Genomic DNA, 22,862 nt, shown 5'->3' with positions numbered 1-22,862 from the left:
GATCAATTGTTCGGCAGATTGGCGGCAAGGGCTTCAAGCACGGCCATGCGCACGGCAACGCCCATTTCCACCTGTTCGCGAATAAGGCTTTGGGCGCCATCGGCAATCGAGGCATCGATCTCGACACCGCGGTTCATCGGTCCCGGATGCATGACAAGGGCGTCTTCCTTGGCATAGGCGAGCTTTTCCGCGTCCAGTCCGTAGTAGCGGTAATATTCCCTTACAGATGGAATGAAGGCACCGTTCATGCGCTCGCGCTGCAGGCGCAGCATCATGACGATGTCGGCACCCTCGAGACCTTCCTTCATGCTGGTGAAGACCTCGACGCCCATCTTGGCGATGCCGGACGGCAGGAGGGTGGTGGGGGCAACAACACGGACGCGCGCTCCGAGCGCGTTCAAAAGAATGATATTGGACCGGGCAACGCGAGAATGGGCGATGTCACCGCAGATGGCCACGGTCAACCGCGCGATCTTTCCCTTGTGTCGCCGGATGGTAAGAGCGTCGAGCAGGGCCTGTGTCGGGTGTTCATGCGGGCCGTCACCGGCATTGACCACGGAGCAGCCGACCTTGCGCGCCAGAAGATGCACCGCACCGGCCGCGTGGTGGCGAACCACCAGAAGGTCGGGGTGCATGGCATTCAGCGTTGCCGCCGTATCGATCAGCGTCTCGCCCTTTTTCACAGACGACTGGGACACTGCCATGTTCATCACATCCGCCCCGAGCCGTTTTCCGGCCAGTTCAAAAGAACTTTGGGTGCGGGTTGAGTTCTCGAAAAAGAGGTTGATCTGGGTTCGTCCCTGCAAGACCAGCCGTCGTTTGCTGATCTGGCGGGAAACCTCTACGGCTTCCTCCGCCCGGTCCAGAAGGCCCAGAATTTCGTGGGGGTGAAGGCCCTCTATGCCCAGCAAATGACGATGGGGGTAAGGGCTGTCTCGATGGGTGTTGCTCGCGGTCATCGAGACCATTCCTATAAGGAGGAACGCCCGGTTCGACAAGTCAGGAAATCACATCATGCCCACTGTCCACATACCTGCTAAATATTTGATCGGCTGGACAAAATATGGCTGCGTGCGCGGCGGTAGACGGGAGAGGTTTCAAAGACGGCACGCGCAGGCGCTGCCAAAGGATTGAAACTATTGTGTTCCACTCAAGATCACGACCGAATCTCGGCGAGAATACTGTCGTAATAGTCGCAAAGAGCCTGCAGGTTTTCATCCGCTCGCAGCTTGCAGTCACACTGGTTGGGAACAGCTAACAAGTTCTTGGAAATTATAGACAACTGTCAGTTTCTGCCAGGCGTTGCACATGGCTTGGCAACTGTGCCGGTCTAAAGCGAATTGATGACAGGCACGATTTTGCGCAACTGGGCGAGCTTCTACTGCCAAAGGGCCCGATCAAGTGACCAGCAGCAGGGCCAGCGGGATCGTCAGGGTCGCTGCCAGGGTCTGAAGCGTGATGATCTCGGCCATCAGCTTTGCGTCGCCGCCCATCTGGCGGGCGAGCAGGTAGGAGTTGCTGGCACAGGGCACTGAACTGGCAATGATGACCACGATCAATGCGGGGCCGGTGACGCCGAAAAGACTGGCAAATCCAAAGGCAAGCAGCGGCATGAATATCGGCCGCAAAAAGGTGCCGAGGGCGAGTGCCGGTCCCGGTCTGCGGAGTGAGCCGAGGTCCAGCCCGGCTCCGACGCAGATGATGCCGATGGGGAGTGCGGCCCTGGAGAAAATCTCCAGGGTATCGTCGACCACAAAAGGCAGGGAGATGCCACCCGCGTTCATGATGCCGCCTGCGCCGATCGAGAGGATGAAGGGATTGGTGAACAGGTCTTTCAGGATCTTGGCGCCACTTGGTGACGTCCCACTTGCGTAATGCGACAGCACCAGGATGCTGGCGACGTTGAGCAAGGGGATCATGAACACCATTGCGACCGCAAGCATGGCCAGCCCTGTTTCACCGACCACATTGTCGGCAATCGCGAGTGCGATCATGGCGTTCCAGCGCAAGGTTCCCTGGAAAATGGAGGTAAAACGCGGCGCGGCGATGCCCCAGGCACGCTCGATGGTCGTGCGTGCCAGAAGCAGAAGCAGCGCCATGGACAAGATGGAGGCGAGCAGGGCACCGCCCATGTTGAGCGTCGGAAAACTGGCGAAATCCGCTTGCGAGATCGTGCGGAACAACACCGCCGGAAACAGGACATAATAGGCAAGCCGTTCGACACCACGCCATTGCTCGCCGGTAATCAGTCCGGTGCGGGCGATCAGGTAGCCGGAGGCAATCACGAGGATGACCGGCATCAGGGCGGCAAGTGTGGTCAGCATGTGTTCGGCTTTCGCGTTCGACAGGCCTTGAAACAAGGGCCTGTACCCGGCAGCGGTGGGATCAGCCGTTATCTAAGCCCATAAAGCCGAGTCGGTCCAGAAAGCCCTGCAAGATGTAGGCAGCGGCCATCTTGTCGACCACGTCGGCCCGTTTCGCACGGCTCGTATCGGCTTCCAGCAGCGTGCGCGTCACGGCCGCCGTCGACAGCCGTTCGTCCCAATAGGTGATCGGCAGGTCCGTTTTTTGCGAAAGGTTTCTCACGAAGGCACGGGTCGCCTGGACGCGGGGGCCTTCGGAGCCATCCATGTTGAGCGGCAGACCGAGCACCATGCCGCCGACGCCCTGCTTGGCGCAGATGGCCAGGAGTTGTTCCGCATCCAGCGTGAACTTCTTGCGCCGGATCGTTTCCATGGGAGAGGCGATGCCACGGCCGAGATCTGAAAGCGCCAGACCAATGGTCTTGGTGCCAAGATCCAGGCCGATCAGCCGGGTGCGGTCGGGCACGGCGGCCATGAAGTCTTCCAGGGAAAGTGCGGGGTCATTTGCCATTCGGCGGCTTTACCAGCGAGCCATGGAAAACGCCAGTTCGATTTTCACTCAGAACCCGATGGCAACACGAAGTTGCCCTTCCCAAACGTCCAGCCCGTTCTGGCCCAGGCTGAGATAGCCTCCCTTTGCATCAAGCGTCACGTTCTCCGCAATCAGGGTAGTCGCCCCGCCGCGCAGCGTAAAGCTCCAGGCCGATGCGGTGACAAAGTTCAATTCATCATCGAGTATCTTGCCGTCGTTCGGTCGCAAATATTCGTATACCGCGCCTGCTTCCACGTAGGGCTGGATCAGAAGCCCGTCCTGCAAGGTGAATTGACGGCTGAATTCGGTCGTAAGTTCAATTGTACCCAGAGAGGCGGCATTGCCCGAGATGGGAACGCTTACAGCCCGGTTGAGGATCGTCCCGTTCAGATCGTAACCATCGGAAAACACGCGGTTGAAGGTTACGGTCGCCTTGGGGCGTACCTGGATCTCGCTCAGCGAGTACTGACCGTGAACACTGAAAGTCGCGCCGAGTTCATGGGTATTGTATTCGCCGCTCAAAACAGAGATATCCGACTGGCTGTTTGAAAAGCCATAGCTCAGCGAGCCGTCAACTGCCCAGTGCTGAGAAATTCGTGCGGCAACATAGGGGCCGATTTCAAAGCCCTGGGTGTCGATTGTCAGGTGGGAATTGAAACCGTCGGTGTCGATGGTTTCAAAGGTCACGGATATACCGCCGACGATATCTTCAGTCAGCTTGCGGTCGGCACCGAATGCCGCGGTCCCGCTGAGTGTCTGAAAGTCCCTGCCGAAACGACGGTCGTCGCTGTAGACCCCGGTTACCGTGCTCCAGGCATTCCAGAGTGTCGGTTCGATCAGATCCCGGCCCGGTGTGATTGGAACTTCGTCCTGCGCCTGCAGACGTCCGGCGGCCAGCAGTTGTTCCCGGGTGCAGAACGTCTGTGCATTGTCAGTCCGTGTCTCCTCGGCTGATCGTGGATCGACGCAGTAGCTGATCACCTGACCATCAGCGCGCCTGACTGGCACAAAGCCAGCCGGAAGGCTCGGTTGATTTGGATTGCGGCTGCCGGGCGGCAGGGTTCCGATTGGTGGCGTGACAGTGCCTGGCCCTCCAGGAGAGCCGGGGAGTCCACCGGATGGGGGAAGCGTGCCGATGGGAGGTGTAACCGCTCCAGGTGCCCCTGGTAGAACGCCTGAAGGCCGCAAAATGCCGATTGGTGGTGAGGCTGTTCCGGGAAGTCCGGGAAGTCCGGGACGTCCGGGTGAAAGTCCGGCCGGTGGCAGTGTCCCTATTGGCGGAGTGACGCCGCTAGAGGGTGGCGAAATCGGGCCTGGCAGGCCGGGCAGCACTCCGCTTGGGGGCAGGGCCGCGATCGGAGGAACCGGCCGTCCGAAATCCGGAAACAGCCTTCCGATCGGAGGCTTTATCAGGCTTGGCGGCTTGATGTTGTCGGGAAGCTGGAAGTTGCGTTTCTGGTTTTGTGTGTCAATCAGGCAATCAGACCCGCCATCAACGCCAAAAAGCCTGTGTGTTCCACCGTTTCCGCTCGAAACGACCGGAGAAGTGGACAGATGGAGGCCCGTGCTGGAGCGGGACCATGTGTCGACGGTCTGATTGCCCTGGGCGGCCTCCAGCCGGTAATCCCCCGTGACTGTTCCGGAAACCCAGATCGAACGGCTATCAGACTTGTTGGTTCCCAGAAAAAGCAAGCCGCCATCATTTTTGCAATTGGCGGCAAGGGCGGATGTCGAAAGGCTGCTGAAGAGCAGAGCTGCCGGGCAGATGACTTGCAGCCAGGCACGTTTCGAACGCAATCGCATCGGCATAGCTCCAAAGTCTCGCGAATCCCCGACGTCATCTTGCGTTGAAGCAGAAGGGGAAGCCAGCTCTGGTTGTTGAAATAATTGAGGCGTTGCCATAATTGCACAGATGCACTGTCAAAAATATCGATAACGAGACCGTGCCCTGCAGGGCACATTGAACGCATTCAGCTTGTTGCGGACCGGCTGCCGCTGATAGGGTCCAGGCAATCTGTCGTCGAATTAGGAGACCGTGATGAAACTGACCTGGTATGGCCATTCCGCCTTCAAGATCGAGATTGAAGGAGCATCCATCCTGTTCGATCCGTTCTTTACCGGAAATCCGTCTTTTCCCGAGAGCCTGTCAGTCGATCAGGCATCAGATGGCGTAACGCATGTCATCCTGACCCATGGTCACAACGATCATATCGGTGATGCCGTCGACATCCTGAAAAAAAACGGCGCGCAGCTGACGTCCAATTTCGAAATCTGCATGTGGGCCAACCGGCAGGGGATCGAGAATATCAGTCCCATGAATTCCGGCGGCAAGGTGAACGTTGGACCGTTCAGCGTCGCGCTGACGCGCGCTGATCACTCGTCGTCCTTCCAGGCAGGCGGTGAGGCCGTCTATCTGGGCAATCCACATGGTGTCATCATCGAAGCCCCTGGGGAAAAGACGCTCTATCATCTGGGGGATACCGACATCTTTTCCGACATGGCCCTGATCGACGAGATCTACCAGCCGAAGATCGGGCTTGTTCCCATCGGTGACCGCTTCACGATGGGCGGCAAGTCGGCAGCGCTCGCCTGCACCCGTTTCTTCAACTTCGATACGATCATTCCCTGCCATTACGGCTCGTTCCCGATCATCGACCAGACGGCGGATACGTTCCTTGAGGCAATGGGCGGCGATCGCGACAAGGTGGTAAAGCCAAATCCCGGCGAACCGATTGACGTCTGACGGGTTCACTCAAGAGAAGCAATCTTTGCTTGTCTCACTTGGAGGCAGAGGTTTAGTCTTTTTCCGAGAAATTTAAGAAGTAGGGGTGGTTTTCTTGTTTTGTGACGCTGGGAGCTTTGGTTTCAGCGTCAAGCGGAGGATAATATGCCGACTGTAAAAGACGTTACCTTCGATCTGCTTCGCAAGCTCGGTTTGACAACTATCGTCGGCAATCCCGGGTCCACTGAAGAAACCTTTCTGAAGAATTTCCCGGATGACTTCCGTTACGTGCTTTCATTGCAGGAAGCCAGCGTCGTCGGCATCGCTGACGGCCTGGCGCAGGGACTGCGCAAACCTGTCATTGTGAATGTCCATACAGGAGCAGGCCTCGGTAACGCGATGGGCTGCATCCTGACCGCCTACCAGAACAAGACACCGCTCATTCTGACCGCCGGACAGCAGACCCGAGACATGCTGCTGCTCGAGCCGCTTCTTACCAACATCAATGCGACGCTTTTGCCCCAGCCATGGGTGAAGTGGAGTTATGAACCGGCAAGGGCCCAGGACGTGCCGGCCGCTTTTATGCGGGCCTACGCGGCAGCGATCCAGCAGCCGAGCGGGCCGGTGTTCCTGTCTCTCCCGCTGGACGACTGGGACAAGGAAATGGAGGGACCCGCAGAAGTTCGGTCCGTGTCTCTGCGTTCGGCCGCCGACCCTGCCAGAATCCAAGATTTCGCTGAGCGTATCAACGCATCAAAAACTCCGGTTCTGGTCTACGGCTCGGACATTGCCCGGTCAGAAGCCTGGGACGAAGGGATAGCGTTCGCAGAAACGCTGTCTGCCCCGGTTCTGACGGCGCCTTTCGCGGAGCGCACGCCATTTCCGGAAAGTCATCGGCTCCACGCCGGCACGTTGCCTTCGGCCATCGGCCCCATCTGCAAGCGGCTCGAGGGGCACGATCTGGTCATCGCCGTCGGAGCACCGGTCTTCCGCTACTATCCATATGTCGCGGGAGACTACCTTCCGGCAGGCACAAAGCTGCTGCAAATTACAGACGATCCGGACATGGCGGCCAAGGCCCCGGTTGGCGACAGCCTGGTCTCGGACAGCAGGCTTTTTCTTCAGGCAATCCTGCCTCAGCTGGATCGACGTGAGGAAAAGCCTAATCCCTACAAAAAGGATCCGGCGCCGGTACCCGACTACTCGGCCCTGCCATTGACGCCGGATGCAGTCTACAGCTTGATCCGGGAGGCTGCGCCGTCAGATTTCGTGCTGGTTGAGGAATCGCCATCCAACGTCATCGAGCTGGAGCGGCAAATTCCGATCGACAAGCCGGATACGTTCTACACCTTTGCTTCCGGAGGTCTCGGCTGGGACATGCCGGCCGCTGTCGGTCTTGCGATTGCCGAGGAAACGAGCGGACGCAACAGGCCGGTAATCGCCGTGATCGGTGACGGCTCGTTCCAGTATTCGGTGCAGAGCATCTACACCGGCGTGCAGGAGGAAGCGCATGTGGTTTTCGTTGCCATGCGCAACAGTCAATATGCGATCCTGAAGGAGTTTGCGATCCTGGAGGAAACGCCGAACGTTCCGGGTTTGGATCTGCCCGGTCTTGATATCGAGGCACTTGGGCGTGGATACGGCGCAAAGACTGCGAAGGCGAAAACCGCCGACGAATTCAAGGCCGCTCTTTCCGGAGCCCTGGCCTACAGGGGAACGACGGTGATCGAGGTGGAAATATCACCGAAGCTCAGATCGTTGCTTGGATAAACGGTTCAAAGCAGCACTCATCGTGCAATGCCATTTTTACCGGCGAGCGAGGGGATTTCGCCTCACGTAAAGTTCAAGAGTACCAAGCCGTACGCAAGGTCAGGCGATGCGCTGAAGCTTTAGGAGAGGCGATTTGGCTGACCGGCAGCTGACCTGCCGCCAGCCAACACGTTGCTGAAGCCATCAGGCTGCATCCAGGCGGGCGAGGAAGTCGTCCAGAGATTTCCTGAGATTGGTCGATTGATCCTGAACGGAGGAAGAAGACCCTCGGAGCTGGTCGGAGGATTGAACAAGCGCCTGAATGGCTTCCTGCATCTGCATCATGTTGCGGGAAACGACGCTGGTATCCGAAGACGTTTCCTGCGCGTTTGCGGCAATCTCGGTTGTTGCCGAGCCCTGCTGTGACACCGCGGCGGAAATCGTTGTCGTATGAGTGTCGACTTCTGTCATGGTCGTTGAAATTTGTTCGATTGCGAGCACAGCCTCCCTGGTTTCCGATTGAATGGCTGCAATCTGCCCGCCGATTTCCTCGGTCGCCTTTGAGGTTTGGGTCGCCAGCTCTTTCACTTCCGCCGCGACCACCGCAAATCCCTTGCCTGCTTCACCGGCCCGCGCCGCTTCGATGGTTGCGTTCAGTGCAAGCAGGTTCGTCTGCTCGGCGATAGCTTGGATAAGAACGACAACTTCACCAATCTTGTCGGCTGCGTCGGCCAGGTTTGAAATCTTCTCGTTGGTCAAGCTGGCCTGGCCGGTGGCCGAGGCAACCACGGACGCGGTCGCTTCCACCTGTCTGCTGATGTCCGCAATGGAGGCGGTAAGCTCTTCTGCGGCGGCGGCAACCGTATCGACCTTGCCGGATGCATTGTCCGCGGCGTGAGTGGTCGATTGCACGATTGAGCCGGAGTCCTCGGCGGCCTTGGTGGACATATCAACGGCAACCTGCAGACCCTCTGTGGCATTGTCGAGAGCCGCGAGGACCGCTTCGGTGCTGGCACGGAAATCTTCTGCAAGCCTGTGCATCAGCTTCTTGCGGTCTGCTGCCTGGACCTCGCGCTGCCGGTCGACTTCTTCTGCCAACTGGCGTTGTTCAACCAGAGAGCCCTGGAAGACGTCCAGCGTGTCGCGGAGCTGGCCCAGCTCATCTGCTGCCCGCCAGGTCGGTCGCTCGATTTCAAGCTGGCCTGATGCCAGCAGGTTGGCATTTTCGGAAAGCTGCCGTGCGCGGTGACCGATAGTGCGGCTGAAATAGAACCAGGCTGTTGCCGCAAATAGCGTAAGCACCAGCGTGCCGCCGACCTGAAGTGCATTGGACGTTTCTGCGGCCGAGCGCAGGGATGACAACCCATTATCCATTTCCTGGTGAATGAGCGTTTCGGCGTCATCCGCCAGGGCGATGAAACGTTCGAAGGTTTCGTCAAAGGCAACATCGGCTCCCGAGCCGGCTTTCTCGGTTGAAAGCATGGCCTGGTGTCGAACGTTCGCAAGGTCGATCAGTTCGCCGATCTGGGCGAGAACGTCCTTGCTCTTCTGAAGGTCCGGATGGGCTTCAAGCGCTTTCCGGGCGTTTTCGAAACTGCCCAGAGCTTCTGCGAATTCCTCACCGGCATCACCGCCCAGGATTTCCGCGACCAGCAAATGTCCATGCGCAAGACTGAACCTTGCTTCACCTGCCAGGGCTTGCGCCTTCGCATCATTTGTCAGCGGTGCGGAGATTGCAGCGATCTTCTGTTCCAGATCGTCGTAGATCGCATCGAACTTCTCGTCAGCCGAACTGCCGACACCCTGATCGCCTGCGAGGGAAGCGTACCGGCCTTGGGCGGAGGCAACAAACTCGTCGACTGCTGCCAGAACTTCCTTGATCTTTTCGCGGACTTCCGGGGAGCGGGAAGGGTAGAAGGTTCCTTCTTCGTTGCTCGCGCCGTTTAATATGGCGTTCGCGTAAAACCGTGTTTCGTCGAGGAGATTCCAGACTTCGTCGATGCTCTCGCCGTCGTCACCGGACATGATTTCCTCAAAGAGCAAATGCGCATGCGTCGCGGTGAGCTTGATCTCCATCGCGGCATCCCCAAGCGGCGCCAATTCTGCTCCCAGGTGTTCCCCTTCGCTCGCGACACTTTTCATGAGACTGTAGGAGAAGAACCCCATGGACAGGGAAACCAGAACCAGGGCACCAAATACCAGCGCCAGCTTGCGGGAAATTCCGAATCTCATGAGAGCCTCAACATGTCTGAAGTGAGTTTTCTGATGGTATGGGGCTTGGATTAAATAAGTATTTCGCCAGATGGTAGGAGAAAAGAACATTGATAGTTTTAAGTATATGTTTCAGAGAGCAGTAAAAATATTTGGTGTGTTTATCGTTGGGGTATGACGATGCTTCTATGCACCCGAATGGCTGAATGCACTTTGGTGTGTGATAAGTTGTTCAAGTCATTGTGAGAATATTGTTGTGCTTTCAATCGTCAGGCACAATGCAAGCACATTTTGATGGTAGCCAAGCCGTCGTTTTGGCCCAGCCACCCAAGCAAGTGAATAACCGGGGACTTATCATGAAGCTGTCCAGCTTTGCTTTCATTGCGGTACTGAGCGGCGCCCTTTGTGCGACGCCAGTCTTGTCGGCAGACAAGTCGATCACGCCTGACGGCAAGCCCGCGCCTTCCAAGCCGCATGCCAAGCCAGGGTCCAAAGCCGCGCAGGACGAAGAAGCTGCCGCCAAAACACCTTATGCGACGGTGCGGGACGTGTTTTCCGGAGATACGACAGTTGCCGGTGAAAAGGTCGCTTTTCCGCAATCGAACCCTTCCATAAAGGCCATCGAGATCACCATGGAGCCGGGCGAGGAAACACAATGGCACCAGCATCACGCGCCGCTCTTTGCCTACATTCTGGAAGGCGAGATTACCGTTACTTACGAGGAGCTTGGCAAGAAGGTCTACCGCACCGGTGACGGTCTTCTGGAAGCGATGGATATCACCCACAGAGGGCAGAACACCGGCGAAGGGCCGGCCAAGATCCTGGCTGTTTTCCTGCTCGGTGATGACGGTGTGGCAACGGTTGCCGAAGACAAGCCGGGTGCAAACAAGAACAAGGTCGAATAAGCGCGGGGCACCGCGCACTGCCTCTTTGTCCGATACACCCATTGATTGATGAAGCCTGGGCCGATTGTCAATACCTTTGGGAATGCGAACTTTATGTAAAATATTGAAAATTCCTTGCCAGATTGGAAGACTTACCTAAGGTAACTGTAGACTGCCTGTCAGATGGGGTGAAAATGCATCTGCAATCTGAACGCGCAGTCCAAGCAACCATTCAGGTGGGAGTTTTCATGAGCCATTTTCGCATGTTGCCGCGTCTGAGCGCGGTGGTTCTCGGACTTGCGGCAGCTTTTGCCGCAACATCCCAGACAAGTCTGGCGCAGGAAGCGCAGAAGCCGAATATTCTCGCTATTTGGGGGGACGATATCGGCACCTGGAACATCAGCCACAACAACCGTGGCATGATGGGCTACCGCACGCCCAACATCGACCGGATCGCACAGGAAGGCGTTGCCTTTACCGACTATTACGCCCAGCAAAGCTGTACGGCCGGCCGCGCCGCCTTTATCGGGGGCAATGTGCCTGTGCGCACAGGCATGACCAAGGTTGGCCTGCCGGGAGCAGAGCAAGGCTGGCAGGAAACCGACGTCACCATGGCGACCGTTCTGAAGGCACAAGGTTATAAGACCGGCCAATTCGGCAAGAACCACCAGGGTGACCTGGACGAACATCTGCCGACAAACCACGGTTTCGATGAGTTCTTCGGCAATCTCTATCATCTGAATGCCGAAGAAGAGCCGGAAAACCGGGACTATCCGGGTGATATGGTTCTGGCGAACGGCAAGACTTTCCGCGAACAGTTCGGTCCGCGTGGTGTCCTCCATACATGGGCCAATGCAGACGGAACGCAGAAGATCGAGGACACCGGTCCTCTTACGAAGAAGCGCATGGAAACTGTCGATGAGGAATCGCTTGCGGAAGCCAAGCGCTTCATCCGCGAAGCGGTGGAAGAGGGCGTTCCCTTCTTTGTCTGGTGGAACGGAACCCGCATGCATTTCCGCACACATGTGAAGGAGGAGCACACAGGGATTGCCGGTCCGAGCGGGGATACCTATCACGACGGCATGGTCGAGCATGACATGCATGTCGGCGAGCTGTTGGACCTGTTGGACGAACTCGGCATCGCCGATAACACGGTGGTGATGTATTCGACCGACAACGGCCCGCATTTCAACACCTGGCCGGATGCCGGCACGACGCCGTTTCGGAGCGAAAAGAATTCCAACTGGGAAGGCGCTTACCGTGTACCCGCCTTCATTCGTTGGCCTGGTGTCTTTCAGGAAAACGTGACGCTGAACGGTATTGTTGCCCACGAAGACTGGCTGCCGACCTTCGCTGCGATTGCAGGGGCGACGGATATCAAGGAACAGCTTCTTGAAGGTGTTGAACTCGGTGGCCGGACTTACCGCAACTACATCGACGGTTACGACCTCAACGCCTATCTGAAAGGCGAGACGGATGCCTCGCCGCGTCATGAATTCTGGTACGTGAATGACGATGGTCAGGTGGTTGCTGCCCGGTACGACGACTGGAAGGTCGTTTTCCTGGAAAACCGTGGTCAGGCCTTCGGCGTCTGGCAGGAGCCCTTCACCGAACTCCGTGTTCCGGCGATCTTCAACCTGCGCCGGGATCCTTTCGAAAAGGCGCAGCACAACGCCAACATCTACTTTGATTGGTTGCTTGACCGTGCGTTCGTGATCGTTCCGATCCAGGCCCTGGCCTCAAGGTTCCTGCAAACCATGCAGGACTATCCGCCGAGCCAGACACCTGGATCCTTCAATCTGATGGCGATTGAGGAAAAGCTGAAAGCCGGCATGAGCGGCAGCAACTGAGTTAAGCTTGTCACGACAATAAAAAGCCCGGAGCTTCGCAAGGCTCCGGGCTTTTTGCGCATTTGCCAATGTGTCGTCCAGAACCGCAGCAATTAGCGGTCTTCTGATTTTGGACCTCAGAGACGGTTCAGCAGTTCAGGTGTCGGCCAGGCATCGGCCGGCATGCCAAGCTTCTGCTGCACCTGTTGCACGGCATTTCGGGTGCCGGAACCGAGGATGCCGTCGATCTTGCCGACGTCATAACCCATGCTGGATAGCTTCGACTGGAGCTGCTTCATCTGGGCGTCGTCCAGGCCAAGGTCCGGGTTGCCTTCCGTGTAGACCGGTGCGCCGGCGAGCCTTGTCGCGAAATAGGCGGCAGTGGTCGTGTAGACGAACGACTGGTTCCATTCCAGATAGATGTTGTAATTCGGATAGGCGAGGAAGGCCGGCCCCTTGCGGCCCTGGGGCAGAAGCAGCGAAGCGGGCAGGTTGCCGGAAATCTGACCCCAGCGCGGCTGCACGCCTAGAGCCGCCCACTGGGCACCGGTCTTGGTCTTGTCGAGCCCGCTTTCGGCCCAGTTGAGGTTCTGCGGTACCTTAACCTCCTGCAGCCAGGGCTCTCCGCGGCGCCAGCCCAGATGCTGGATGAAGGCGCCGGCGGTCAGAATGGCATCGGCGGCGCTTTCCTTCAGCTTCACGTGCCCGTCACCATCGCCGTCGCGGCCGAACTTGATGATGTCTTCCGGCAGCATCTGAACCATACCGATCTCACCTGCCCAGGCGCCGGTGGTGCTGCGCGGGTCAAGATCACCGTGCTGGACCATCTCGATGGCAGCGATCAGTTGCGGCCGGAACAGTTCCGGGCGGCGGCAATCATGAGCAAGCGTGGCCAGCGCGTTGACGGTGTTGAAATCGCCCTGAACCGCGCCAAAATCCGTTTCAAGCGCCCAGAAAGCGGTAATGACAGGTGCCGGAACGCCGTATTCGGATTCGGTGCGCTGGAACACGCTCGCGTATTTCTTCATGTTCGCGGCGCCGTTTTTCATCCGGTAGCCGGAAATGACCCGCTTGGAAAAGTCCAGGAAGGTCATCTTGAAGACACCCTGCGCCCGATCACGCGACAGCACCTTGCGGTCGACCTGCGCGCCCGCCAGGGTCTGGTCTGCCGCATTCGCGGAAAGGCCCTTGGCAATCGCTTCCTGTTTCACGCCTGCAAGGAACTGCCGGAAGTCGCCGCCACACTGCTGCGCCTGAGCAGGCGCGGTGGCGAGCCAGAAACCGGCGAGGGCGGTGGCAGCGATTTTCGGGGAGAAGCGGAGTGTCATGAAAAATCCTGTCGTTGTGCGCAAAGGCAGGCCGGAGCCTTTAAAAATCGGCCATAGTTGACTGTGCTTCGCCTGTAACGTCAACCCGTCGGCAGGGCGAGCTGAAGGCTCTTCCACCAAGTCTTTGGCAGCAAGCTGCGGTGCTAGCGGCAATAGCCGAAATCAGAGCCGACCATGATGCCGCCGTTCGGGGATCTTTTCAGCGGCGCGTTGACGCTGGCCGAGGAACGACAGTCGGAGGAAGACGTTCCGACGCTGGGGGACTGGTAATAGGGGGCGTTTACCCCGGACGTCTGCTGCTGGCACATCTGGTAGGCCATGTCGTAAAGAGCCTGCCAACCGCCGGACATTGAGCCCATGTTGTCCAGGACGCCAAGCGCTGCACCGGCGCGGGCGCCACGATAAGCGCCCGAAGCCCCGCGCCATTCACCGCCAACAACCGCTCCGGCCATGCCGCCGGACACAGCATCTCCGACGACATCACCGCTGCCCATGCGGGCGTTGGCATAGTCGGTCGCATAGACTGTGCAATCGGTTCCATCCGCCTGAGCTTGTGTGATTGCGGCCGGGAAAGTGAAGAGAAGGGAAGCGCTGAGGTTGAGGGCTGCACGGTTTGCCATGGTCCGTCTCCTGTCTGCAGTGCCTGACTTGCACCGCGAAAGCGCAACAATCCAAATGCCGAGACCGGCCGGAAAAATGTTGCGACATATCGAGAGCAATCGAAACAGGCGCTGCTGATTGCGCCCGTCGATGCAACTGTCCCCGCGGTCCGCAGGGCAAACTTAAATCGACGGGATATTACGCTTCGACACTTAACAAGGCTCTACCTGGCAATCGCAGGTTTTACTCATGGCTGCTGCTGGGGTTCCAGGAAACTTTCACCTACGTAGCCGGTCTTGCCGTCATACTGAACGCCGCACCACCAGTTGCCACACGTGTTGAAGCGAACCTCGGCTCCAGCCGGGATGACGGCCAGAACCGTCGCATCCTTGTTCTGCGCTTCACGCAGGTTCACCGATGACTTGATTTTTGCCGAAAGAGGAAAGTCCGACGCAGCGGCGCTGGTTTCCGGAGTAGAGGCGGATGCAGTGTCGGTGTCAGGTGCCGTGACGGCCGGAATGTCAGCTCCCAGCGGCGATGCATCCGATACCGGATTTTCGTCGGTCTCCTGCACTGCTGCAGCAGCGCTGGCAACGAGCGTATTGGTGGTGCCACGTGCCGATTGGCTATTTGTTCTGACGGGGGCAGGCTGAGCTGGAGCAAGTCGCGACTGGATCTTGTCGTCGGCAACCTTGTTGGTGTCATGCCCCAGCGGGTTGGAATGGTCTTCAGGTGCAGTGGACGCGATCGACCTTGAGGCGAATACCTCGCGGATACGGTCCTTGGCCGACTTTACCTGCTCTGCGCTTGCGGTCGGTGTTGCGGTCAGATCCGTCCTGCCCTGGTATTCGGGATCTGCGCCGGCAATCAGGCTCTCGATCGTCGGTTCGGTATTGATCTGCTGGGTCTGGACCGTGCGGCTGTCTGCGTCTTTGCCGGCCAGCAGGTCGCTCAGGCTCAAATAGATTGCTCCTGTGCCGACGCCGACAATCACAAGTGTACTGATCAGCAGGGTTCTGAAACTCGGACCATGCCGGAAATTGGCTGCCGCTTTGTAAGCGGCTGCAGGTGCAGGGACTTGTTCAGGCTGAAGACCGATATTCCGGGATCCTCGTACCGGAGTGCGCAACACGCCTGGCATATCAAAGCCGGATTCGTCCGTTGCACCTGTCAGCGTTGGGCGGCGGGAGCCTGTCGGCTTCAGTTCGTCGGCGGTTGCATGCATCTGCAGGATCTTGGCGGCAAGTGTGCTGGCGTCAGAACCTGTGTCTGCCGCCACTGTGTGAACTTCGGTTTCGCTAAGAGGGACTTCATCGTCCTTGGACGGATCGTTGGGAACGACGAGCTTCAGCTCGTTCTTTTGAGGTGCATTGTCCGGATCGTGGCCTTCGGGGAAGTCGCAAGTGTTGGCTGGCGCGGTGACGGAATACATGTGGCCCTCCTGGTTTTGCGGTTCGGGCACGCTCGGAGCGATTGCCATATCTGGGTACCGGAGCATTAATCTTCGTTAATGCGTCGGCACGCAGGCCGGATTGCGGCGGCAGTAGGGAATTTTGCATGAAATGTGACGGGTCTGTGGTCTTGCGGGGCCAAATGGATGTGCGTTTGCAAAAGCCTAACCTGTCTCTGACAAACTGCGCGCAAACGGCCTGCCGGTAGAATGAACGGCAGGCATTTCGCCCGGGCAGGGCGAAAGGCGAAGCCAGAAACGACAGGCAAAAAGATCATGACGCGCTGGATCTCTCACCTCATCTCTCGAACGGTCGGATTGGCGGCGGGCGTTGCTGCTGGAATGGCGCTCACGTGCCACTCGGCGGCCGCGCAGGATGTGCAGGAATTGAAGATCGGCCTGTTGGCGACACTGTCCGGCCCGGCGGCCGTCTATGGTGAACACATGCGTGACGGTTTCATGCTGGCCGTCGAGCAATCCAATGGCGCGCTTGGTGGCTTGCCCACCAATGTAATCGTGGTCGATGACAAGCTGGATCCGGACAATGCGCTGGAGCAGGCAACGAAACTGATCGAGGAAAATGGCGTCGATCTCATCGTCGGCGTCAATTTCTCCAAGGTGATGCTTGCCGTGCACGATCCTATCGTGCGGTCGAAGACCTTGTTTATCGGAACGCATTCCGGGCCTGCGCCGATCGCCGGGCGCAATTGCAGCCGTTATTTCTTCTCAACTGCGTCACAGGACGATCAGGTCCACGAGACGATGGGGCGTTACGCCAGCCTCAAAGGGTACCAGGACGTCGTCACGATCGCTCCGGACTATGAAGCTGCCCGGGATGCCGTTGCCGCGTTCCGCCGCCATTTCAAGGGACAGATCGCCCGCGAATTGTTCCCGAAACTGGGTCAGACCGATTTCTCGGATGAATTCAAGCAGATCGAGGAAATAGAACCGGATGCGATTTTCACCTTCATGCCTGGTGGCATGGGGGTGGAACTGGTGAAACAGTTCCACACTTCCGGGCTGAAGGGTATTGTACCGTTCCTCTCGTCCGACACGGTCAATGCCGTCACGCTACCCTATACGGCGGAGATGGCTGAGGGACTTTACAGCGCATCTCATTGGGCGCCCAACCTTGATAATCCGGCCAACAAGAGGTTCGTGCGGGAGTTCAGCAAGGCCTACAAGTACGAGCCCTCGGTCTACGCTGCGCAAGGCTATGATGCTGCCAAGCTGATCCATTTTGCCCTGGAACTGACCGGGGGCATCAAGGACCAGGAAGCGTTGATTTCGGCTATCAGTGCGGCTCCCTTTGAAAGCGTTCGAGGCGACTTCCGCTTCAATTCCAACCAGTTTCCCATTCAGGATTTCTATATTGTGGAAGGGGTCCGGCGCACCAGCAAACTCTATGAGATGGAAGCCGTTGCCCGGGTCTTCGACGATGTCGGCGATGCCTATGCCGGTTCGTGCCGTATGTAATTTTATCTTGCACAGACCAGGCATCGGGATGATCTGAAACGATCAGTCCAGAAATCGGACTTGCTCCTCTTGCATTCTGGACTGCGTAGTCCATATCAGAGGCATGAGAAACGCAGAGGTCCATATTTCCGGCTCGGAAAAACGCACGGCAGGTCCGGGCAGGCCGCGCAGCTTCGATGAAGCGGCGGCGCTTGAGGCGGCCATGCATGTTTTCTGGCAGAAGGGCTTCGAAGCGACGTCTCTGGACGATCTTACCAAGGCAATGGGGCTTAGCCGTTCCAGTTTCTACGCCACTTTCGGCTGCAAGCAGACGCTGTTTCTGCGAGCGCTGGAGCATTATTCGAAAAACGGAATCCGTGGCCTGAAGGAAGTTGCCGAAACCGCTGAAGATGACGCGGTGGACGCGATGATGCAGGCTTTGTCCGATCCGAAAGGGGGGGCAAGGGGCTGCCTTCTGGTCAATTGCATCACCGAACTTGCGCCCCATGACGACAAGGTTGCCGAGATTGGCCGTCGTCACCTGGAAAACATCGAAGACCTCTTTGCCAGGGCGATCGACCCGGACAACCCGGACGCTGTCCGGGATAGGGCGAGCGCCTATTCATCGCTTGCCATTGGAACCCTGGCGCTGCGCAAGGCTGGAGTTCCGGCAGAGCGGATTGCCAGAACCCTGAAGCAGGCACGGACCGTCCTGATGCCATAATCGCCCGGGCGGTGTGGAAGCGTTCGTGAAGAACCACGGAGTTGTACGCATAATATTGGACTGTTTAGTCCAGAAATAGTGAAGCAGACAAACTTCAAAAGGAAAGAAGAACATGTCAGAAGCAAAACTGTTTTCGCCCGCAAAGGCAGGGGCAATCGAACTGAAGAACCGTATCGTGATGGCACCGTTGACCCGCAACCGGGCTCGGCACGAAGACGATGCACCGCATGATTTGACAGTGAAATATTACGATCAGCGTGCCGGAGCGGGGTTGATCATCACCGAGGCCTCGCAGATCTCGCCGCAGGGTAAGGGATATGCATGGACGCCTGGCATCTATTCAGATGCGCAAGTGGCGGGCTGGAAGAAGGTCACCGATGCGGTTCATGCAAAAGGTGGCAAGATTGTCATTCAGCTCTGGCATGTCGGCCGTATTTCGCATCCGGTTCTCCAGCCGGGTGGCGCGGATCCGGTGGCTCCTTCTGCAATTGCTGCCAAATCCAAGACGTTTGACGGGACGCAATTCGTTGATACGCCAACACCGCGTGCGTTGGACGCCAGCGAGATCCCGGGCATTGTCGAGGACTATAGAAAAGCCGCCGAAAACGCGAAGAAAGCTGGCTTCGACGGTGTCGAAGTGCACGCTGCCAACGGTTATCTGATCGACCAGTTCCTGCGCGACGGCTCCAACAAGCGTGACGATGCCTACGGCGGATCCATCGAGAACCGGACCCGCTTCCTGAAGGAAGTCATGGATGCCGTCGTTGGTGTGCTGGGTGGTGACCGGGTCGGCATCAGGCTGAGCCCGTTCTCCAGCGCCAACGACATTGCCGACAGCAATCCGCAAGCGACCTTCTCGCACGCGATCAAATTGCTCAACGGCTATGGTCTTGCCTACCTGCATCTGGTTGAAGGCCAGACCGGTGGTCCGCGCGATATCCCGAATGGTGGTGATTTGTCAGCTCTCTACGCACTCTTCGACGGCGCCCATATGGGCAACAACGGTTACGACCGTGCTTCCGCAATTGAGGCAGTGGAAACAGGCGTAGTCGATCTGGTCGCGTTCGGCCGTCCGTTCATCTCCAATCCGGATCTGGTCGAGAGGCTGGAGAAGAATGCTCCGCTGAACGCGCTGGATACCGATACGCTCTATGGCGGCAGCGAAAAAGGCTACACGGATTATCCCACCTTGGCAGAAGCGTCTGTCGCGGCGGAGTAATCCAGAAGGTTTCGGGCCGCCCGACATCCACCCCCTCCGGGGCGGTCTGAAGGATAGCCGGTGCAGGGTTTCGACCCGCACCGGCTTTCTTTTTATGCGTGCAAAGGGGGATTTGCCCTGCTGGCAAGCAGTTGAGCGGCACACCAGCAGCCAAGTCCCAACTCCACTGCGGCAGCGGCGACAAGTGGTGCAGGGGGCATGCCGTCGAGGGCCAGGCTGACAAGCCGGCCTGTGCCATAGCCAAGCAGCAAGGCGGCGGACACCAGCAATCCGATTGTCTCCCACGAACGATAGAAAAGACCCATCGAAGCGGCGAAACACGCCAGCAAGATGAGGACGCCGGGGGAGCGAACCTCGCTCATCATCGCCGCGGAGGGATTGAGGGTTATTCCGTTTGAAGAAAACAGAAGCTCCGGCGCAAAGACGATGAGGGAGCCGATCACCAGAAAGGTCAGGGCGGACAGGGCGAGGGCGGCTTTTTTGCTCAGGGTGTTCATTGGCTGTCTCCGGTTCGTTTGAACTGGAAACCAGGATCTGATACGAGCGCCAGATGATCTATGATATAAAGAATAAGAAAACTTGCAGATCGTCCATATTTCTGGGCAGGTGACCAGCGTTCAAGAGGGAGTTCCTGATGTCCTTGCCGAGCCCGGTCTTGCAAGCTGACCAATCCTCGCCTTCGCTGGATTTTGCCCCGCTTGGCGATGTGTTGCATCTTCTAAGGCTCACGGGAACCTTCTACTGCAATCCCGAACTGTCAGCTCCCTGGGCGATTGATGTTCCGGACATGGGTGGACAGATGGTTCTTCTGGTGGTGACCGAGGGGAGTTGTTTGCTGCAGACCGAGCACTGCGAGACGATTTCCTTGACCGCCGGGCAGCTTGTGCTGTTGCCGCATGGCAAGCCGGTTGTCATGAAAAGTGATGCCGAAGCTGTCGCGACGCCTCTGTTCGACATTCCTGCCATCCGCCACAGCCCGTCCTACGAAACCATGATTTTTGATGGGGGCGGGGCCGTCACCCGGATGACCTGTGGTGTGTTGAAGCTCGACCACGCGGCAGCCGAACGACTGCAGCAGCTGTTGCCCCCGCTCATAAGACTGGACACCTTCGCTCAGCACGCTGGCCCATGGATCTACAGCACGCTGAAATACCTGGCAGAAGAGGCGCGCAATCCGCAGCCGGGCGGAGAAACGGTGCTGACACGCCTGACGGATATTCTCGTCGTACAGGCGATCCGGGCGTGGCTGCAGAGCAACGAGGCACTTGAAACAGGTTGGCTTGCAGCCTTGCGCGATCCGAAGATCGGGCGGGCCCTGCAGGCCTTTCACCGGGCTCCGCAGGAAGGCTGGACCATTGCCAGATTGGCGGAAAGAGCTGGTATGTCACGTTCCGCGTTTGCCGCGCGCTTCAAGCAGCTGACCGGGGAAGGTGCCATGCAGTATGCCCTGCGTTGGCGCATGCAATTGGCACGAATGGATCTGAGGGACGGAAAGCGTACACTGGCGGAGATTGCCATCGGGCTCGGCTACGAGTCCGAAGCAGCATTTGCACGGGCCTTCAAACGAATTGTCGGGACGTCGCCGGGGGCGTATCGAAGGCAATAAACCGGAGTGATTTCAGCATCGGCCACAGCTGTGACTGGTAACCGTACCGGAGCGTACTCTTTTTTCCCATTCCGGCCTTTCGTTCGGCAAAAAAACCTGTCAAACCCATATCAGAGCTAAATCGGGCGCGGAAACCTGATCCGCTCCGGCAGCACGTCGCGCCGGAGGGACAAAGGCCTGCACACGTAGGGAGAAACGAAAATGCCCCCGTATCGTTCCAGAACATCCACTCACGGCCGCAACATGGCTGGTGCGCGCGGCCTTTGGCGCGCGACCGGCATGAAGGACGACGACTTCGGCAAGCCGATCATCGCCATCGCCAACTCCTTCACACAGTTTGTGCCGGGCCACGTCCATCTGAAGGACCTTGGCCAGCTGGTTGCCCGAGAAGTGGAAAAGGCTGGCGGTGTCGCCAAGGAATTCAACACCATCGCGGTCGATGACGGTATCGCCATGGGTCACGATGGCATGCTCTATTCGCTGCCCTCGCGCGAAGTGATTTCCGATGCGGTCGAATACATGGTCAACGGCCATTGCGCGGATGCGCTGGTCTGTATTTCCAACTGCGACAAGATTACACCGGGCATGCTGAACGCTGCCATGCGGCTCAACATTCCGGTTGTCTTCGTTTCCGGCGGGCCGATGGAAGCCGGCAAGGTGGTGCTGGAAAATGGCGTTGCCAAGTCTGTCGACCTGATCGACGCGATGATTGCCGCTGCCGACGACCGGATGTCCGATGCAGACGTTCTGACAATGGAACAGAATGCCTGCCCGACATGCGGATCCTGCTCGGGCATGTTCACGGCGAACTCCATGAACTGCCTGACGGAAGCCCTTGGTCTGGCCTTGCCGGGCAACGGCTCGACGCTGGCAACCCACGCAGATCGCGAACGGCTTTTCGTGGAAGCTGGGCATCTGATCGTCGATCTTGCTAAACGCTACTACGAGCAGGACGACGAAAGCGTGCTGCCGCGGAACATTGCGAACTTCAAGGCGTTCGAGAACGCCATGAGCCTCGATATCTCCATGGGTGGATCCACCAACACGATCCTGCACCTTCTGGCAGCGTCCCATGAAGGCGAAATCGGCTTCACGATCGATGACATCGACCGTCTGTCGAAACAGGTTCCGGTGCTCTGCAAGGTCGCGCCCGCGGTCGAAAACATCCACATGGAAGACGTCCACCGGGCGGGCGGCATCATGGGTATTCTCGGCGAACTGGACCGGGCAGGGCTGCTGCACACGGACCTTCCGACCGTCCACTCCGCAACGATGAAGGAAGCTCTTTCGCGTTGGGATATTCGCCAGACGAATTCCGAGAGCGTGCACAATTTCTTCCGGGCAGCGCCGGGCGGGGTGCCGACACAGGTTGCCTTCAGCCAGGAGCGTCGCTGGGACGATCTCGACATCGACCGCAAGGCCGGTGTCATCCGAGAAGCTGAACATGCCTACAGCAAGGACGGCGGCCTCGCCGTGCTTTACGGCAACATTGCCGAGGATGGCTGTGTGGTGAAGACTGCCGGTGTTGACGAAAGCATCCTGAAGTTTTCCGGTCCGGCTCGGATCTTCGAGAGCCAGGACAGTGCCGTCTCCGCGATCCTGACCAACAAGGTCAAGGAAGGCGACGTGGTGCTGATCCGCTACGAAGGTCCGCGCGGCGGTCCGGGCATGCAGGAAATGCTCTATCCGACCAGCTACCTGAAATCCAAGGGTCTCGGGAAAGCTTGCGCGTTGATCACCGATGGCCGTTTCTCGGGTGGGTCTTCGGGCCTGTCCATTGGCCACATTTCGCCGGAAGCTGCCGAAGGTGGTGCTATCGGACTGGTCGAGGAAGGCGATCCTATCGTGATCGATATTCCGAACCGTGTTCTGAAGGTCGATCTGCCGGATTCAGTCTTTGCCGAACGCCGCGCTGCAATGGAAGCAAAGGGCGATCAGGCCTGGAAGCCGGTCGAGATCCGCAAGCGCAAGGTTTCAACGGCACTTCGCGCCTACGCCAAATTGACCACCAGCGCTTCCAAGGGTGCCTTCCGGGTGGTCGACTGACGACGAGCTGAACTGAAATTCGGCACCGAAACTGCAACGCCCTGCGCCCGAAAGGCCGCGGGGCGTTTGTCATTTCAAGGTTATGACAAGGCAAGACAATCGCTTCAGACTGAAGGCTTGTAGGTGGTTCGGGAAATCAATTCG

18 protein-coding genes are annotated in these 22,862 nt (G+C 58.2%); 9 read left to right on the top strand and 9 right to left on the bottom strand.

The features are described from left to right. Nucleotides 1-2 precede the first annotated feature (2 nt). From B0E33_RS00200 to B0E33_RS00185, 4 genes are all read right to left on the bottom strand, one after another. The gene (locus tag B0E33_RS00200) at nucleotides 3-959 is read right to left on the bottom strand and encodes an aspartate carbamoyltransferase catalytic subunit (RefSeq protein WP_055656461.1); all 957 of its coding nucleotides are present in this window, start codon (nucleotides 957-959) and stop codon (nucleotides 3-5) included. Between the two features lie 438 nt (nucleotides 960-1,397). Then, nucleotides 1,398-2,324, bottom strand: a complete 927-nt coding sequence (locus tag B0E33_RS00195) for an AEC family transporter (protein ID WP_055653735.1) — start codon at nucleotides 2,322-2,324, stop codon at nucleotides 1,398-1,400. 61 nt (nucleotides 2,325-2,385) lie between these two features. Further along, a complete protein-coding gene (gene ruvX / locus B0E33_RS00190) occupies nucleotides 2,386-2,874 on the bottom strand; it encodes a Holliday junction resolvase RuvX (RefSeq protein WP_023004059.1) in 489 nt (162 codons plus the stop codon). Between the two features lie 48 nt (nucleotides 2,875-2,922). Beyond that, nucleotides 2,923-4,698, bottom strand: a complete 1,776-nt coding sequence (locus B0E33_RS00185; RefSeq protein WP_156912295.1) for an autotransporter outer membrane beta-barrel domain-containing protein — start codon at nucleotides 4,696-4,698, stop codon at nucleotides 2,923-2,925. 235 nt (nucleotides 4,699-4,933) lie between these two features. Here B0E33_RS00185 and B0E33_RS00180 point away from each other — a divergent pair, with 235 nt between their 5' ends. Together B0E33_RS00180 and mdlC are read left to right on the top strand one after the other, a co-directional pair. Then, nucleotides 4,934-5,638: a metal-dependent hydrolase gene (locus B0E33_RS00180; RefSeq protein WP_077290065.1), complete on the top strand. Its 705-nt coding sequence runs from the start codon at nucleotides 4,934-4,936 to the stop codon at nucleotides 5,636-5,638. Between the two features lie 144 nt (nucleotides 5,639-5,782). Next, on the top strand, nucleotides 5,783-7,387 hold the full coding sequence (gene mdlC / locus B0E33_RS00175) for a benzoylformate decarboxylase (protein WP_077290064.1): 1,605 nt from the start codon (nucleotides 5,783-5,785) through the stop codon (nucleotides 7,385-7,387). A 183-nt stretch (nucleotides 7,388-7,570) separates the two neighbouring features. Here the strand turns inward: mdlC and B0E33_RS00170 are convergent, their stop codons facing one another. After that, complete coding sequence (locus B0E33_RS00170) at nucleotides 7,571-9,598, bottom strand: methyl-accepting chemotaxis protein (RefSeq protein ID WP_167579471.1); 2,028 nt, start codon at nucleotides 9,596-9,598, stop codon at nucleotides 7,571-7,573. 335 nt (nucleotides 9,599-9,933) lie between these two features. Here B0E33_RS00170 and B0E33_RS00165 point away from each other — a divergent pair, with 335 nt between their 5' ends. Then, nucleotides 9,934-10,482 carry a cupin domain-containing protein gene (locus B0E33_RS00165; RefSeq protein ID WP_208997736.1) on the top strand — a complete coding sequence of 183 codons (549 nt, stop codon included), beginning with the start codon at nucleotides 9,934-9,936 and terminating at the stop codon, nucleotides 10,480-10,482. Between the two features lie 227 nt (nucleotides 10,483-10,709). Beyond that, nucleotides 10,710-12,311 carry an arylsulfatase gene (locus B0E33_RS00160; protein WP_208997735.1) on the top strand — a complete coding sequence of 534 codons (1,602 nt, stop codon included), beginning with the start codon at nucleotides 10,710-10,712 and terminating at the stop codon, nucleotides 12,309-12,311. Between the two features lie 116 nt (nucleotides 12,312-12,427). Here B0E33_RS00160 and B0E33_RS00155 read toward each other — a convergent pair whose 3' ends face one another. The 3 genes from B0E33_RS00155 to B0E33_RS00145 form a co-directional block, all read right to left on the bottom strand. Continuing rightward, nucleotides 12,428-13,618: a lytic murein transglycosylase gene (locus B0E33_RS00155; protein WP_077290062.1), complete on the bottom strand. Its 1,191-nt coding sequence runs from the start codon at nucleotides 13,616-13,618 to the stop codon at nucleotides 12,428-12,430. A 143-nt stretch (nucleotides 13,619-13,761) separates the two neighbouring features. After that, complete coding sequence (locus tag B0E33_RS00150; RefSeq protein ID WP_077290061.1) at nucleotides 13,762-14,238, bottom strand: hypothetical protein; 477 nt, start codon at nucleotides 14,236-14,238, stop codon at nucleotides 13,762-13,764. A 227-nt stretch (nucleotides 14,239-14,465) separates the two neighbouring features. Next, nucleotides 14,466-15,650 (bottom strand): SH3 domain-containing protein, encoded by a 1,185-nt coding sequence (locus B0E33_RS00145; protein ID WP_167579470.1) that lies wholly within the window; start codon nucleotides 15,648-15,650, stop codon nucleotides 14,466-14,468. 294 nt (nucleotides 15,651-15,944) lie between these two features. Between B0E33_RS00145 and B0E33_RS00140 the strand changes: the two genes are divergently transcribed. The 3 genes from B0E33_RS00140 to B0E33_RS00130 all read left to right on the top strand — a co-directional run bounded on the left by B0E33_RS00140 (nucleotide 15,945) and on the right by B0E33_RS00130 (nucleotide 19,066). After that, nucleotides 15,945-17,144, top strand: coding sequence for an ABC transporter substrate-binding protein (locus B0E33_RS00140; RefSeq protein ID WP_055653752.1), 1,200 nt, complete (start codon nucleotides 15,945-15,947; stop codon nucleotides 17,142-17,144). A gap of 103 nt (nucleotides 17,145-17,247) precedes the next feature. Beyond that, the gene (locus tag B0E33_RS00135) at nucleotides 17,248-17,847 is read left to right on the top strand and encodes a TetR/AcrR family transcriptional regulator (protein ID WP_077290059.1); all 600 of its coding nucleotides are present in this window, start codon (nucleotides 17,248-17,250) and stop codon (nucleotides 17,845-17,847) included. 112 nt (nucleotides 17,848-17,959) lie between these two features. Continuing rightward, nucleotides 17,960-19,066, top strand: coding sequence for an alkene reductase (locus B0E33_RS00130; RefSeq protein WP_077290058.1), 1,107 nt, complete (start codon nucleotides 17,960-17,962; stop codon nucleotides 19,064-19,066). A 92-nt stretch (nucleotides 19,067-19,158) separates the two neighbouring features. On the opposite strand, the gene B0E33_RS00125 is transcribed toward B0E33_RS00130, so the two are convergent. Beyond that, complete coding sequence (locus B0E33_RS00125) at nucleotides 19,159-19,563, bottom strand: DUF4345 domain-containing protein (RefSeq protein WP_077290057.1); 405 nt, start codon at nucleotides 19,561-19,563, stop codon at nucleotides 19,159-19,161. A 137-nt stretch (nucleotides 19,564-19,700) separates the two neighbouring features. Between B0E33_RS00125 and B0E33_RS00120 the strand changes: the two genes are divergently transcribed. Both B0E33_RS00120 and ilvD read left to right on the top strand, forming a co-directional pair. Beyond that, nucleotides 19,701-20,672 (top strand): AraC family transcriptional regulator, encoded by a 972-nt coding sequence (locus B0E33_RS00120; protein ID WP_077290056.1) that lies wholly within the window; start codon nucleotides 19,701-19,703, stop codon nucleotides 20,670-20,672. Between the two features lie 201 nt (nucleotides 20,673-20,873). Further along, nucleotides 20,874-22,718, top strand: coding sequence for a dihydroxy-acid dehydratase (ilvD, locus tag B0E33_RS00115; RefSeq protein WP_031270774.1), 1,845 nt, complete (start codon nucleotides 20,874-20,876; stop codon nucleotides 22,716-22,718). The last annotated feature ends 144 nt before the right edge of the window (nucleotides 22,719-22,862 follow it).

The sequence above is a fragment of the Roseibium algicola genome (genome assembly GCF_001999245.1).
Lineage (GTDB): Bacteria > Pseudomonadota > Alphaproteobacteria > Rhizobiales > Stappiaceae > Roseibium > Roseibium algicola.
The sequence above is the reverse complement of the archived record's forward strand: the minus strand, read 5'-3'. Positions and strand labels throughout refer to the sequence as shown.